Origin of the sequence: Pseudomonas sp. 102515, assembly GCF_031085165.1 — a bacterium.
Lineage (GTDB): Bacteria > Pseudomonadota > Gammaproteobacteria > Pseudomonadales > Pseudomonadaceae > Chryseomonas.
Window position 1 is genome coordinate 352,139 of sequence record NZ_JAVHTY010000002.1, and the last position, 14,284, is coordinate 366,422.

The 14,284-nt window shown below is 67.5% G+C and carries 16 protein-coding genes; 6 read left to right on the plus strand and 10 right to left on the minus strand.

Going from position 1 to position 14,284, the window contains the following annotated elements; all coding sequences use genetic code 11:
• The first annotated feature begins 2 nt into the window (after positions 1-2).
• Complete coding sequence (locus RCF34_RS08600; protein WP_308707797.1) at positions 3-923, plus strand: Gfo/Idh/MocA family oxidoreductase; 921 nt, start codon at positions 3-5, stop codon at positions 921-923.
• A gap of 230 nt (positions 924-1,153) precedes the next feature.
• Here RCF34_RS08600 and trmA read toward each other — a convergent pair whose 3' ends face one another.
• The 3 genes from trmA to RCF34_RS08615 all read right to left on the minus strand — a co-directional run bounded on the left by trmA (position 1,154) and on the right by RCF34_RS08615 (position 5,114).
• The gene (trmA, locus tag RCF34_RS08605) at positions 1,154-2,242 is read right to left on the minus strand and encodes a tRNA (uridine(54)-C5)-methyltransferase TrmA (protein WP_308707798.1); all 1,089 of its coding nucleotides are present in this window, start codon (positions 2,240-2,242) and stop codon (positions 1,154-1,156) included.
• 62 nt (positions 2,243-2,304) lie between these two features.
• Entirely contained in the window at positions 2,305-3,600 is a 1,296-nt protein-coding gene (locus RCF34_RS08610; RefSeq protein WP_027602630.1) for an NCS2 family permease, read from the minus strand.
• Between the two features lie 122 nt (positions 3,601-3,722).
• The gene (locus RCF34_RS08615; protein ID WP_308707799.1) at positions 3,723-5,114 is read right to left on the minus strand and encodes an MFS transporter; all 1,392 of its coding nucleotides are present in this window, start codon (positions 5,112-5,114) and stop codon (positions 3,723-3,725) included.
• Between the two features lie 171 nt (positions 5,115-5,285).
• Here RCF34_RS08615 and RCF34_RS08620 point away from each other — a divergent pair, with 171 nt between their 5' ends.
• From RCF34_RS08620 to RCF34_RS08635, 4 genes are all read left to right on the plus strand, one after another.
• Complete coding sequence (locus RCF34_RS08620) at positions 5,286-5,537, plus strand: hypothetical protein (RefSeq protein WP_308707800.1); 252 nt, start codon at positions 5,286-5,288, stop codon at positions 5,535-5,537.
• 85 nt (positions 5,538-5,622) lie between these two features.
• Positions 5,623-6,027, plus strand: coding sequence for an RcnB family protein (locus tag RCF34_RS08625; RefSeq protein WP_183630946.1), 405 nt, complete (start codon positions 5,623-5,625; stop codon positions 6,025-6,027).
• A gap of 88 nt (positions 6,028-6,115) precedes the next feature.
• Complete coding sequence (locus RCF34_RS08630) at positions 6,116-6,418, plus strand: putative quinol monooxygenase (protein WP_308707801.1); 303 nt, start codon at positions 6,116-6,118, stop codon at positions 6,416-6,418.
• A 61-nt stretch (positions 6,419-6,479) separates the two neighbouring features.
• Entirely contained in the window at positions 6,480-8,033 is a 1,554-nt protein-coding gene (locus RCF34_RS08635) for an alkaline phosphatase D family protein (RefSeq protein ID WP_308707802.1), read from the plus strand.
• 4 nt (positions 8,034-8,037) lie between these two features.
• Here the strand turns inward: RCF34_RS08635 and RCF34_RS08640 are convergent, their stop codons facing one another.
• Together RCF34_RS08640 and RCF34_RS08645 are read right to left on the minus strand one after the other, a co-directional pair.
• Positions 8,038-9,390, minus strand: a complete 1,353-nt coding sequence (locus RCF34_RS08640; protein ID WP_133859739.1) for a GntP family permease — start codon at positions 9,388-9,390, stop codon at positions 8,038-8,040.
• Positions 9,391-9,451: 61 nt separating this feature from the next.
• On the minus strand, positions 9,452-9,985 hold the full coding sequence (locus tag RCF34_RS08645; RefSeq protein WP_027597008.1) for a gluconokinase: 534 nt from the start codon (positions 9,983-9,985) through the stop codon (positions 9,452-9,454).
• A gap of 185 nt (positions 9,986-10,170) precedes the next feature.
• On the opposite strand from RCF34_RS08645, the gene RCF34_RS08650 reads away from it, so the two are divergent.
• Positions 10,171-11,187: a LacI family DNA-binding transcriptional regulator gene (locus RCF34_RS08650; protein WP_308707803.1), complete on the plus strand. Its 1,017-nt coding sequence runs from the start codon at positions 10,171-10,173 to the stop codon at positions 11,185-11,187.
• A 93-nt stretch (positions 11,188-11,280) separates the two neighbouring features.
• On the opposite strand, the gene RCF34_RS08655 is transcribed toward RCF34_RS08650, so the two are convergent.
• From RCF34_RS08655 to RCF34_RS08675, 5 genes are all read right to left on the minus strand, one after another.
• A complete protein-coding gene (locus RCF34_RS08655; protein WP_308707804.1) occupies positions 11,281-11,787 on the minus strand; it encodes a GNAT family N-acetyltransferase in 507 nt (168 codons plus the stop codon).
• 20 nt (positions 11,788-11,807) lie between these two features.
• Complete coding sequence (locus RCF34_RS08660) at positions 11,808-12,134, minus strand: hypothetical protein (protein WP_308707805.1); 327 nt, start codon at positions 12,132-12,134, stop codon at positions 11,808-11,810.
• Positions 12,135-12,150: 16 nt separating this feature from the next.
• Positions 12,151-12,816 (minus strand): DUF2726 domain-containing protein, encoded by a 666-nt coding sequence (locus RCF34_RS08665; RefSeq protein ID WP_308707807.1) that lies wholly within the window; start codon positions 12,814-12,816, stop codon positions 12,151-12,153.
• Between the two features lie 70 nt (positions 12,817-12,886).
• Positions 12,887-13,264 carry a lysozyme inhibitor LprI family protein gene (locus RCF34_RS08670; protein ID WP_308707808.1) on the minus strand — a complete coding sequence of 126 codons (378 nt, stop codon included), beginning with the start codon at positions 13,262-13,264 and terminating at the stop codon, positions 12,887-12,889.
• A 54-nt stretch (positions 13,265-13,318) separates the two neighbouring features.
• Complete coding sequence (locus RCF34_RS08675; protein ID WP_308707809.1) at positions 13,319-14,275, minus strand: LysR substrate-binding domain-containing protein; 957 nt, start codon at positions 14,273-14,275, stop codon at positions 13,319-13,321.
• Between the last annotated feature and the right edge of the window lie 9 nt (positions 14,276-14,284).

Below are 14,284 nucleotides of genomic sequence, written 5' to 3' on the forward strand. Positions count from 1 at the left end.
TCATGATAAGAATAGCCATCGTCGGTTTGGGCAAGATCGCCCGTGACCAGCACCTGCCGGCGCTCGCCGCCAATCCCGAATACGAGCTGGTCGCCGTGGCCAGCCGCAACGCCCAGCTCGACGGCGTCGCCCACTATCCCAGCCTGAGCACCCTGCTCGAAGACGGCCCGGCCGTCGATGCCGTGTCGCTCTGCGCGCCCGCGGCGGTACGCTACGAACAGGCCCGCGAGGCCTTGGCGGCGGGCAAGCACGTGATGCTGGAGAAACCGCCGGGGGCGACCCTGAGCGAGGTGGATGCCCTGGCCCGCCAGGCCGAGGTGGCAGGGCTTTCGCTGTTCGCCACCTGGCACTCCCGCTATGCCCAGGGCGTGCAGCCGGCCCGCGCATGGCTGGAAGGCAAGCGCATCCAGGCGGTGCGGATCGAATGGAAGGAAGACGTGCGCGTCTGGCATCCGGGTCAGGCCTGGATCTGGGAGCCGGGCGGCATGGGCGTCTTCGATCCGGGCATCAATGCCCTGTCCATCGTCACCGCCCTCCTGCCGCGACCGTTCTTTCTCCAGGAGGCGACGCTGCAGGTGCCAGGCAACTGCCAGACCCCGGTGGCGGCGCGACTGGCCTTCGTCGACAGCGCCGGGGTGCCCATCGCTGCCGACTTCGACTTCCTGCAGACCGGCCCCCAGACCTGGGACATCCACGTCGACACCGATGGCGGCCGCCTGACCCTGAGCAAGGGCGGCAGCGAGCTGTACCTGGACGGCCAGCTGACCCACCAGGGCCCCGACCAGGAATACGCCGGCCTCTATGCCCGCTTCGCCGAACTGGTCGCCCAGAACCGCTCCGATGTGGACGTGGCCCCGCTGCGCCATGTCGCCGACGCCTTCCTCTATGGCCGTCGCGAGACGGTAGCGGAGTTTCACGAGTAGGGCGACCCTCTACCCGCAGGAGAGGCGCCTTCGGCCACCGCGACCTCTCGTAGGCTGGGTTGAGCACAGCGAAGCCCAACGCTGCCCGGAGCTGTTGGGCTTCGACGATGGAGCTGTCTCAACCCGACCGACGACTCGGTGGTTTCCATGACCCCAATAAAGAGGAGGCGCTCAGCTCCGGCGTAGGGTGGAAAACGGCGCCGCCTTTTCCACGTGGGCTGGCTCGACGCTCAACGCCGCTCCAGTAACACCCCACTCTCCATGTGGTGCGTCCAGGGGAACTGGTCGAACAGGGCGCAGCGGGTGATGCGGTGGGTGTCCTGCAGCTGGGCGATGTTCTCGGCCAGGGTGTCCGGGTTGCAGGAGATATAGAGGATGCGCTCGAAGCGGCGGGTCAGCTCACAGGTGTCCGGGTCCATGCCGGCCCGGGGCGGGTCGACGAAGACGGTGCCGAACTGGTAGCTCTTGAGATCCATACCGGCCAGGCGGCGGAAGGGGCGGACCTCGTTGAGCGCCTGGGTCAGTTCCTCGGCGGAGAGACGCACCAGGGTGACGTTGTCCACGCCATTGCTGGCCAGGTTGTGCAGCGCGGCGTTGACCGAGGTCTTGCTCACCTCGGTGGCCAGTACCTTACGGACCCGACTGGCCAGTGGCAGGGTGAAGTTGCCGTTGCCGCAATAGAGCTCGAGAAGATCGTCTTCGCGCTCGCCCAGGGCGGTGTGGGCCCAGCTCAGCATCTTCTGGTTGACGGTGCCATTGGGCTGGGTGAAGCCGCCCTCGGGTTGCAGATAGCGGTAGGTCGTCCCGGCCACGTCCAGTTCTTCGAGCACATGGTCGCGGCCGATCACCAGGCGCTGGCCGCGGGAGCGACCGATCAGGCTGACGCCCAGCTCGGCGGCCAGGCGCTCGGCGGCGGCTTGCCAGGCGGCGTCCAGCGGGCGGTGGTAGGCCAGGGTGATCAGCGCGTCGCCACTCAGGGTGGTGAGGAATTCGACCTGGAACAGCTTGAACGACAGTGCCACGTCCGCCTGCCAGCCGGCCTTGAGGCGTGGCATCAGGTCGTTGATGCGCTGGCTGGCGATGGGGAAGGCCTCGATGAGGATCGGCGTGCGCTTGTCGCCCGGAGCGAACATGGCGTAGTGGCGTTCCTCGTTCTCCCGCCACAGGCGGAATTCGGCGCGCAGCCGGTAGTGCTGCAGCGGCGAGGCGAAGACCTCCGGCTCGGGGGCCTGGAAAGGCGCCAGCAGTTCGCGCAGGCGGTCGGCCTTGGCGTCGAGTTGAGCCTGGTAGTCGGCGGGAACGAAGGAAGGTTGGGACATGGTAGATCCGGAGCAGGGTGAGGCGGGGAGACCTCGGGGCCGGAGCCCCGAGGGGGGAGGGGTCAGGCGTTGAACCAGCCCAGCTTGATGACGAACAGGATCGACAGCACGATCAGCGCCGAATTCAGCTCACGGGTGCGGCCGGACAGCAGCTTGATGACGGTCCAGGTGATGAAGCCGAAGGCGATGCCGTTGGCGATGGAGTAGGTCAGCGGCATGGCCAGGGCGGTGACCAGCACCGGGGCGGCGGTGGTCAGGTCGTCCCACTCGATCTCGGCCAGGCCCGAGGTCATCAGCACGGCGATGAAGAACAGCGCCGGGGCGGTGGCGAAGGCCGGCACGCTACCGGCCAGGGGGGCGAAGAACAGCGCCAGCAGGAACAGCACCGCGACCACCACGGCGGTGAGGCCGGTACGACCACCAGCGGAGACGCCCGCGGCGGATTCGATGTAGCTGGTGGTGGTGGAGGTGCCCAGCAGCGAGCCGAACATGGCGGCGGAGCTGTCGGCGATCAGGGCGCGGCCCATCTTCGGCAGATGGCCGTCCTTGCCCATCAGGCCGGCGCGCTTGGCCACGCCGATCAGGGTGCCGGAGTTGTCGAACAGGTCGACGAACAGGAAGGCGAAGATGACGCTGATCAGGCCGACGTCCAGGGCGCCCCGGATATCCAGTTGCAGGAAGGTCGGTGCCAGCGACGGCGGCATGGAGACCAGACCACCGAAGGCGCTGACGCCCAGGGCGATGGCGATCACGGTGACCACCAGGATGCCGATCAGCACCGCGCCGGTGACCTTGCGCGCCTCGAGCACGACGATCAGGAAGAAGCCGAGGATGGCTAGCAGCGGACCGGGTTTGGACAGGTCGCCCAGGCCCACCAGGGTAGCCGGATTACCCACCACGATGCCGGCGGTCTGCAGGGCGATCAGCGCCAGGAACAGGCCGATGCCGGCGGCGATACCCGAGCGCAGCGGAAGCGGGATGCTGTTGATGATCCATTCGCGGATGCGGAAGATCGACAGCAGGAAGAACATCAGCGCCGAGAGGAACACCGCGCCCAGGGCCACCTGCCAGGTATGGCCCAGGTGCAGGACCACGGTGTAGGTGAAGAAGGCGTTGAGGCCCATGCCCGGGGCGAGGGCGATGGGGTAGTTGGCGATGAGCCCCATGAGCGCCGAGCCGATGGCGGCGGCCAGGCAGGTGGCGACGAAGATCGCGCCCTTGTCCATGCCGGTGGCGCCGAGGATGCTCGGGTTGACGAACAGGATGTAGGCCATGGCCAGGAAGGTGGTGACCCCGGCCAGCAGTTCGGTGCGGACAGAGGTGTTGTGGGCCTTGAGTTGGAAGAGTCTTTCCAGCATGGGATGCCTCGTGCGCGCCGGTCTGATCGGAAAAAGGCGCGCATCATAACAGGTCGGTAAACACGGGTAAGACGGTAAGCCCTGACCCCCAATCGACATCGGCTCGAGCACTGTCCGCCTGGTCAACTTCCAGAGGTATGGCCGCTGACCGAATCGCCTGCGTTGCGGGCCAGGCGGAAGGCATCCAGGGTGCTCAGGATGCCGAGCACGGCCACTATGCAAAAGGCTAGCCGAAAGTCCGCCAGCTGGGGGGCGAGGTGGCCGTGCCACTCCATCGAGGCGCGTAGCAGCAGGGCGGCAATGGCCACGCCCAGGCCCATGGCCAGCTGGAAATTGGTGCTGAACAGGGTGGAGGCGTGGCTCAGCTGCGACTTGGGGATATCGGCGAAGGCCAGGGCATTGCTGGCGGTGAACTGCAGCGAGCGGAACACCCCGCTGAAGAACAGCAGGAGCAGGATCGCCGGCAAGGGCCAGTCCGGGGTGAGCAAGCCACAGGCCAGCAGGCTGAACGCGCTGAGCAGGCCGTTGACGGTCAGGATGGTGCGTAGACCGAAGCGGCGCATGGTGGCGGTGGTGAAGGGCTTGGCCGCCAGGTTGCCGGCGAACAGCGCCAGGAGCAGCAGGCCGGCCTGGAAGGCGTCCATGCCAAAGGCCAGCTGGAACAGCAGGGGCAGCAGGAAGGGCGCCGTGGCGATGGTGACGCGGAACAGGCCGCCGCCGAGGATGGCGGCGCGGTAGGTGGGGATGCGCAGTGTGCCAAAATCGATCAGCGGGCGTTCGATCCGGGTCATGTGGCGCACCGCCTTGGTGCCGAGGATCAGTCCTATGCCCATCCAGGCCAGGTTGGCGCCCAGGCTGCCATGGTTCTGGCCGAGGCGCTCCACGCCCCACATGAAAGCCACGCAGGCGCCACCCAGCAACAGGAAGCCGCGCCAGTCCAGCGGATGGCGCTGGGTCGGCAGGTCGGCGGGCACCAGGCGCCAGGCCAGCAACAGGGCGATCAACCCCAGCGGCAGGTTGAGATAGAAGATCCAGCGCCAGTCGGCATAGGTGGTGATAAGACCACCCAGGGGCGGGCCGAGCACGGGGGCCACCAGGCCCGGCCAGGTGATGAGGGCGATGGCGCGCACCAGCTCGTGCTTCTCGGTGACCTGCAGCACCACCAGACGCCCCACGGGCACCATCAGGGCGCCGCCGAGTCCCTGGAGGATGCGCGCGGCGATGAAGTGCTCGAGGGACAGGGCCATCCCGCAGAGCAGCGAGGCCAGGGTGAAGACGCCGATGGCCAGGGTAAAGACCGGGCGGGGACCGAAGCGCTCGGCGATCCAGCCACTCACCGGGATGCCCACGGCGATGGCTAGCAGATAGGCGCTGATGCCCAGGTTCAGGTCCACCGGATCGCGGCCGAAGGACAGGGCCATCTGCGGCAGGGCCGTGGCGATCACCGTGGCGTCCAGGTTTTCCATGAAAAAGGTGAAGCTCACCAGGCCGGCGAGAATCTTCCAGCGTTCCAAGGGGCTGCACCTCTGGCCAGGGGGTGGGCTACTCTGCCTGAGATGCCGCAAGGCGCGCCAGTCCTGGTTTGCCGATAAAAAGTCCAAGGATTCACCACCCTGTTCGGACGGGCTGCTAAAGTCGAGAAGGGACAGGTTCGATAATCGTCATCGCCACGAGGAAGCCGTTGCATGAAGGACGTGACCGACAGCCACATCGTGGCCATGGCGGAAGCCCGGCGCCTGCTCGAACGTGGCAGCCAGGCCAAGCGCCAGCACCAGCGCTATTTCCTCAACTTCCTCACCTTGCGCCAGGAGGCCTCGCGGCTCAGCCAGCAGTCCTATCGGCTGAGTTGCTCGCTGGACGCCTTTTCCACCGGGCGCTCGCGCCAGTTGCCGCGGGTGCTGACCCTGGTGAAGGCCGACCAGGACGAACGGTTGTAAGACCAGCGGCGCGACCGTAGGTATTCGTGGAGCTTTTCCTCCGGCGCTGGGGTCAAAACCTCGAACGCAGAGGAGAAACACCCCCATGATCAAGCAATCGCTGCTCTCTATGGCGCTGGGTACCGTCGTGCTGGCAGGCGCCCTGCAAGTCCAGGCTGCGCCCGAGTCCATGACTCCGGTCAAGCCGGCTGCTGACAAGGCCGCTTCGGAGCCCACTAGCTCGCAGTACCAGAACAAGGTCAACAAGAAGGACGCCAATCAGAGCGATGAGGCCGTCACCCACGACCCTGATCATCCTACCTTTGAACTCGAAGAGGGCGGTCGGGCGCCGCGCAAGTACATCCGTGACGAGTACGTGATCAAGGACTTCAAGAAGCATGGCCTGGAACAGCCGGGCGAAGACAGCCAGTGGGTCAAGATCGGCTCCGACTATGTGCTGATCAAGCGCAGCAATGCGGTGATCGACAAGATCGTCAAAGCCAAGCAGTGATCCACCATGACCGGGGCCGACCCTCGATCCCGGTGGTATTCGGGGTGTTCAGGCACCAGGCTGAAGCCCCCCTTCTGGAGTTTTTTGCATGAGCAGTGAAATCCGTGTCGTCGCCATCCTGCAGGCCAAGCCCGGCCAGGCCGAGGCTGTCGAAAACGCCCTGCGTGCCATCGTCGCGCCATCCCGCGCCGAAGCCGCCTGTCACTTCTATACCCCGCACCGTGATCCGAGCCACGAAGGTCGCTATGTCTTCATCGAGCGCTGGGCCAGCCGCGAAGCCCTGGCCGAGCACGAGCAAACCCCTCACTTCAAGCAGCTGCTGAGCGATCTCGACGGCCTGCTCGTTGGCGCGCCGCAGGTCATGATCCTCGAGGAAGTGCCGCTGGCCTGAACCGCCGACATGCTGTTGTCACCTGCCTGAGCCACCCTGGCCTCTTTTCCCGGAGGCCTGGATGAGTACCTCTCGACGTCAAGCGTTGGGCCTGCTCGGCCTCGGTCTGAGCGCACACTGGTTCGCCGGTTGCAGCGCTCGCACGCCACAGCCGGATCCCTTCACCCTGGGCGTCGCCAGTGGCGAGCCCGCTACCGACGGCTTCGTCATCTGGACCCGCCTAGCGCCTGATCCCCTGGCCGAAGACGGTCTGGGTGGTCTGCACGGTCCGGTCGAGGCTCAGTGGGAAGTGGCCCTGGATCCGGGGCTGCGCCAAGTGGTGCAGCGCGGAGTGATCCAGGCGCAGCCACAGTCTGCTTTCTGCCTGCCCATCACCCTGACCGGTCTGCTGCCGGGACGGCCCTACTGGTACCGTTTCACCGCGCTGGGCCACCAGAGTCGTATCGGACGCGCCACCACGCTACCGCCGTCAGCCAGCGCTCCGCAGCGCCTGAAGCTGGTGGCTGCTTCCTGCTCCCATTACGAGAAGGGCTTCTTCAGTGCCTATCGGCACATGGCCGACGAACAGGCGGATCTGGCGCTGTTCCTCGGCGACTATATCTACGAGGCCAACGTGCCCCTGCTGCTGCCGGCGGTGCGTCGGCATGGCCTGCCGGAAGCCCGGGACCTGGCCAGTTACCGCCGGCGCCATGCGCTGTACCGCACCGATCCCGATCTGCAGTACCTGCACGCCAATGTCACCAGCCTCATGACCTGGGACGACCACGAGGTGCAGAACGACTATTCCGGCTCTTGGGCGGCGGACCCCCGGATCGGCCTAGCCACCTTCGCCGCGCAGCGGCAGGCTGCCTACCAGGCCTTTCGCGAACACGCACCGCTGCGCGCCTGGCGGACCCAGGGCACGGCGCTGCGCCTCTATGACCGTTGGCGCTTCGGTGACCTGGCGGAGATCCATCTGCTCGACGGTCGGCAATACCGCAGCGAACCGGCCTGCGCGGCGGCCAGGACCCGCGGTGGCCAGCTGGTCGCACCGGATTGCCCAGGTCTGCAAAACGCCGCGCGCAGCATGCTCGGTCAGGCGCAGGAAGGCTGGCTGCTGGACGGCTTTCGCCACAACGCCACCCGCTGGAATCTGATCGCCCAGGATCTCTTGCTGGCACCCCTGCGGCAGCGCCTGCCGGATGGCGATCCAGCGCGCTGGACCGACGGCTGGGACGGCTATCCGGCGACTCGCGAGCGTCTGCTCGCGGCCATGGCCGATAGTCGCCTGGCCAATCCGGTGACCCTGGGCGGGGACATCCATTCCTTCTGGGTGACGGACCTGCACCGCGAGCCGGAGAACGAGCGGAGTCCGGTGGTGGCGAGCGAATTCGTCGGCACCTCCATCACCTCGGACGGACCGGACTACCGCCGCTTCCAGGCGCTGTTGCCGGAGAATCCCCAGGTGCGCTTCTTCGACAGCCGGGAGCGTGGCTATCTGGCCCTGGAGCTGACGCGGGAGCGGTTGCAGGTGGACCTGCGCACCATCAGTGACCGCAGCCATCCAGATGCCAGGCGCGGCACCCGGGCGAGCTTCGTGGTGGAGGCGGGACGGCCCGGCGCCGTCCCAATGTAGTGGATCAGACGAACAGCGACAGCAGCATGATGAAGGCCAGGGCCACCACCGAGAGGATGGTTTCCATCATCGACCAGGTCTTGAAGGTCTCGGCCACGGTCATGTTGAAGTACTGCTTCACCAGCCAGAAGCCGGCGTCGTTGACGTGGGAGAGGATCACCGAGCCGGCACCGGCGGCCAGTACCAGCAATTCCTTGTTCACGCCGGGGATCAGCGCCACCACGGGGGCGACGATGCCGGCGCCGGTGATGGTCGCCACGGTGGCGGAACCGGTGGCCACGCGGATCACCGCCGCCACCAGCCAGGTCAGCAGGATCGGCGAGATCTGCGTCTGCACCGCCAGGTTGCCGATCACCTCACCCACGCCGCTGGCCACCAGCATCTGCTTGAAGCCACCGCCGGCGCCGACGATCAGCACGATGGCCGCCACTGGCGCCAGGCTCTGATCGAGCAGCTTGACGATCTTCTCGCGGGAGAAGCCGCAGGCGGTGCCGAAGCTGTAGAAGCTCAGCAGCAGGGCGGCGAGCAGGGCGGTGATGGGGTGGCCGATGAAGTCCATCCAGATGCGGAAGTGGTTGTCGGCGGCGAAGAAGATGTCGGCGAAGGCCTTGAGCAGCATCAGGATCACCGGCAGCAGCACGGTGAAGACGGTGATGCCGAAGCCCGGCAGATTGCGGTTGTCGGTCTCCTGGGCGATCTGGGCGACCAGTTCAGGGTTGGCCGAACCGGGGATGCGCTTGGAGATCCAGGCGCCGAAGAGGGGACCGGCGATCATGGCGGTGGGCAGGCCGACCAGCAGGCCATAGAAGATGGTCTTGCCGATGTCGGCGCCAAATACCCCGACCGCCAGCAGCGGACCCGGGTGCGGCGGCACCAGACCGTGCACGGCGGACAGGCCGGCCAGCAGCGGGATGCCCAGCTTGACCAGCGACAGCCCGGTACGGCGGGCGACGATGAACACCAGGGGTGCCAGCAGCACGAAGCCGATCTCGAAGAACAGCGGGATGCCCACCAGGAAGGCGGCGAACATCATCGCCCAGTGCACCCGCTTGATGCCGAAGGCGCGGATCAGCGTCTGGGCGATCTGGTCGGCGCCGCCGGAATCGGCCATCAGCTTGCCGAGCATGGTGCCCAGGCCGAGCAGGATGCCGACGAAGCCGAGCACGCCGCCGAAGCCGTCCTGGAAGGATTTCATGACCTTTTCCACCGGCATGCCGGAGGTCAGGCCGAGAAAGCCCGAGGCGATGGTCAGGGCGATGAAGGGATGGACCTTGAACTTGGTGATCAAGAGCACCAGGCCAATGATGGTGACCAGGGCGTCGAGCAGAAGGAAGCTGTTGTGGTCCATGCCGAACATGGCGCCTCTCCTATTGTTGTTGTGGGCGTTGCGGGTGATTGGATTGGGTAGCGCTGTCTCGTCAGGCCGGCTGAGCCAGGCGAGCCGAGGTGTTCCACCAGGCCGATACCTGGGTGCCAATGGCGGGCAGGGTGTCGCGTGCGTCCACTACCAGCGTAGCCGGTTCACCGTGAGGTGCTTCGAGGGCGGCGAACTGGCTGTCGATCAGGCTGGCGGGCATGAAGTGCCCCGGGCGATTGGCGACGCGCTGGGCCGCGGTCTCGCGGGTCAGTTCGAGAAAGACGAAGCCGAGACCGGGCACGGCCTGGCGCAGCTGGTCGCGATAGCGGCGCTTGAGCGCGGAGCAGGTGAGCACCGGGCGTTCGCCTGCGGCCACGGCAGCGGCCAGTTCTTCACCGAGGCGGGTCAGCCAGCCGGCGCGATCCCCATCGTCGAGGGGGATGCCGGCGCTCATCTTGGCGATGTTGGCGGCAGGGTGGAAGGCGTCGCCTTCGATCAGGCGGCCACCGTCCTGCTCGGCAATGGCCGCGCCGACGCTGCTCTTGCCGCAGCCTGCGACGCCCATGACCACCAGCGCGGGAATGGGAGTGTTCATCGTCACCTCCGGTCTGGAGACAGCGCTACCCCAAGAAAATAAAGGGGCGCGGCTTCCAGTTCTTGTCGATCTTGTTAGGCCGAATGCCGACGCGTCCCGGAAGGGCACGCCAGGCTTGTAGTGTCTGCTGAGACAGCGCTACCTTAGGCGCGTTCTCCGTCCCTGACAAGCCTGAAACCATAACAATGAATCGAACGGGTTCTCGTAGTTCCGGTCGGCCCACCCTCACCGAGGTGGCGCTGCAGGCCGGTGTTTCCCCCATCACGGCCTCGCGGGCCCTGCGCGGTGTCGCCAGCGTGGCGCCCGAGTTGGTTACCCGCGTGCAGGAGGCCGCCGCGCGCCTTGGCTATGTGACCAATCCGGCTGCTCGTGCCCTGGCCTCGGCGCAGGGGCACTCGGTGGTGGTGCTGGTGCCGTCGCTGTCCAACCATCTGTTCATCGAGCCGCTGGAGGCCATCCACGAGGTCCTGCGCCCCCGTGGCCTGGAGGTGCTGATCGGCAACTACCACTACGATCCCGAGGAAGAGGAAAAACTGATCCGCAATTACCTGGCCTATCAGCCCCGGGGTCTACTGCTGACCGGCTTCGACCGTACCGACGCCGCACGCCAGCTGCTGGCTGCTAGCGGGGTGCCGCAGGTGCACATGATGGAGCTGGATCCGGCCGGTGCGGTGTCCAGCGTCGGCTTTTCCCAGCACGCCGCCGGTGCCGCCGCGGCGCGGCATCTGCTGGCGGCAGGGCGCAGATGCCTGGGCTATGTGGCCGCCCAGCTCGATCCCCGGGCACTGGCCCGAGGCGAGGGCTTTCGCGAGGTGCTGCGCGAGGCGGGCTGCTATGACCCCAGTCTGGATGTGCTGGATCCGCAGCCATCGTCCGTGGGCCTGGGCGCCCAACAGTTTCGCGAGCTACTGGCCCGCCGGCCGGATGTCGACGGCCTGTTCTTCTGCAACGACGACCTGGCCCAGGGCGCGCTGTTCGAGGCGCAGCGGCTGGGCATCGCCATCCCCGAGCGGATCTCGGTGCTGGGCTTCAACGACCTGCCCGGCTCGGCGCACACGGTCCCCCGATTGACGTCCATCCAGACCCCCCGCGCCGCGGTAGGGCGCCAGGCCGCGACCCTGTTGCTGGGGCTGCTCGACGGCCGCAGCCAACCGGCCTGCGTCGACCTGGGATTCGAGTTGGTGAGTCGGGAGAGTGTGTAGGGCCATCATCGAGGCTCACGGTGGAAGTGCGACCTGCCGGTGTTGGGCTTCGCTGCGCTCAGCGCCACCCTACACGTCTACCACGGTCGTAACCTACCGCAACGCCTTGGTCAGAATCCGCGACTGCCCCTGGAAGTCCTGGCGGGCATAGAAGGCCTGGGCGTCCTCGTTGAACTCCATCACCTCCAGGCGCAACTCGTCGACGTCGTTGTCCCGGGCCCAGGCTTCCACGGCTTCCAGCAGCCGGGCACCGACACCCCGCCGTCTGTGGCTGGCGGACACCACCAAGGTGCCGATCCGGCAGAGGATCAGCGGCCGCAGAAAGGAAATCGAACGGGTGTCGGACAGTCGTGCGGTGACGAAGCCGACCAGTTCGTCGCTGGCGTCAGCGACGAACAGCACCCCGTCTTCCGGCTCCAGCTGGGCGGCCCAGTAGTCCTGGTCGCGCCAGCCGCCGGAGGGCTCGGCGAAGGTCGCCGGGGCCTGCTGGTGATGCTGCTCGGCGAGTTGTTCGGCCAGGCGGCAGATGGCCGCGAGGTCGGTGACGAAGGCGGGGCGGATACGCAAGGGCGGTGCTCGCAAGAGGATTCGGCCATTCACCTTACGCCGCGCGGATCGGCTCAGGAAGCCTCTGCGTCCAGCTGCCGGTACCAGTCGGCATAGGGGGTGTTACTGGCCATCCGCCGGTTGTAGTCGGGCGCGCCGTCGGTCCACCAGACCGGTCCGCGCTCGCCCAGGGCGTGCTTGGCGGCGTCCACCGCGGCGCGTGCCTTGCGCAGGGCGGCCTCGTCACCCTGGCGCTTGGCCGCGCCCACCTGGCGGCGCGCCTCCATCAGCTCATGGGTCAGGGCGTCGCGGCGGTTGGCGGGCAGGCTGGGATCGGTGCAGCGCCAGAGCCGGCCCCTGACCACGAAATAGCGTCCGTCCGGGGTGGTGGGATGGCGCATGGCTGGGGCCCCTTAGTCAGTCGTCGATGTCGAGCAGCGCGCGGCAATCCGGATAGTTCGAGCAGGCCCAGAACTCCCGGCCCTGGTGGCGACCGCTGCGCGCGCGACGGCGGACCATGGGCGCCTGGCACTCCGGGCACTGCGGGCATTCCAGCGCCAGAGGCTGGCTGGGGGGCGCTACCCGATTGCGCGGACGGCGCCCGCCGAACACGGCGTCGCGCACGGCGGTGGCGGAATAGCGCGCTGCCGCCGGAATCTCCACCAGACGCAGCTGGGCGGCCTCGCACACCGCGCGGACGAAGCGGTCACGCTGCTGGCGATGACGCTGCAGGTGCGACCTGTCGTTGAGTTCGACCACGGCATGCACGGCGAGGTCGTCGCGCCGGCAGATGGCGAAGTCGAAGTGCTTGCAGTTGATGCGATTCTGCGCGATCAGATAGCGGCGGCGGTCGCGCAGCGGCAGGGTCTGGACCACATCGGCGATGCGCACCTTGCCGAACACCCGGTAGTCGTCGCCCACGGCTTCGTCGAGCACGGCGAGAAAGGCCTGTTCGGCCGGGGTGAAAAGGGCTTCGACCTGGCGATAGGGAAAGGCGGCCTGGCGCCGGCGCTGCCACCACCACAAAATCCCAAGAAGCAGCAGTCCGGCCAGGACCAGCAGGGGCAGGTAACGCTCGTACATCGCGAACTCCAACAGCGGGGCGCCATGATAGTGAGTTCCGGCGCCGGACAGCAGCGGTGGCGACGAAGCGTCAGTCGCGCCGCGGTAGTTGCCGTTGCAGATCGTCCAGCCGCAGCAGGGTCACCGACTTCAGACAACTCAGATACTGCAGCTGCTGCATGGCGCCCTGGAAACCCCGCGTCGCGGTGGCGCAGCGGGGTGCGCGGTCGTCCTGCCAGAGTTGTTGCAGACGTTCGAAGGCGGGTCGTTGCGCAGCGGAGAGACCCGCCAGCCGGCGACCGTAGACGTCGGCCAGCCGGGCTTCGGCCGTGGCCAGATCCTGGGCGGCGCAGGCCGCCAGCTGGGCCTCGCTGCCCTGGCGATCGCAGTCGGCCGGGGCCTGCTCGGCGGCCAGGGCGGCAGTCGAGAGAAACAGGGCGAGCAGGGCGGACAGGCGACAGGTGATCATGCAGGCTGACTATTGCAGGGGCAGGCCGCCTAGACTGCCGTAAAAGCGCGACCCTCACCAGGCGCCGCCGGTCTCCTGCGGCTCGCCTTGGGTCTCGCGGAATTGCCGGATCTGCACCCGCAGCCAGGCGATCCAGCGCTGTACCGGGACGTCCAGCGGCCCCTTGGGCAATACCAGAAAATAGGCCTGGGCCGAGAGCTGGTTGAATTGATCCGGCAGGGGGCGGACCAGGGCGCCGCTGGCCAGCATGCGCTGGGCCAGCACGCAGCCGCCGAGCGCCACGCCCTTGCCGGCCGCCGCCTGCTGCAGGGCCATGCCGCTCAATGAATAGCGTGGCCCGCGCAGGCTGTCGCCCGAGGGCACCCGCTGGCTGGCGAACCAGTCCTGCCAGGCGTTGGACCGGCGGCTGGGGCGACCCGAACGCCAGCCGCCGGGCCATTCGGCATGCAGCAGCGGATAGTCCAGCAAGGCGGCGGGCTCTGCCAGCGGCGCCGGGATCAGCGCCGGGCTGCACACCGGAAAGATCCATTCGCGCAGCAGCAGGCGGGTCTCGCCGTCCTGCCAGTCGCCCCGGCCATAGCGGATCGCCGCCTGGGCACCGCCTTCGGTGCCCAGGGGCACGATGGCGGACGAGGCGTCGAGAAAGACCTCGATGTCCGGATGCTGGCGCTGGAAGTCTTCCAGCCGCGGCAACAGCCATTCCTGGCCGAAGGTAGGGGGCGCGCTGACGGTCAGGACACTGCTCTTGAGCCGGGCCCGGGCGACGGCGCGGGTCAGGCCATCGAGGTGCGGCGCGATCTCCGCGGCCAGGGCGCGACCCTGGGCGGTGAGCCGCACGCCCTGAGGCAGGCGCTCGAACAGCGACTGGCCCAGCTCGTCTTCGAGCAGGCGGATCTGCCGGCTGATGGCGCCGGCCGTGACATGCAACTCGTCCGCGGCCTTGGCGAAGTGCTGGTGTCGCGCGGCGGCGGCGAAGGCGCGCAGGGCGTTGAGGGGGAGGGCGGTGGTCACGGCAGCCTC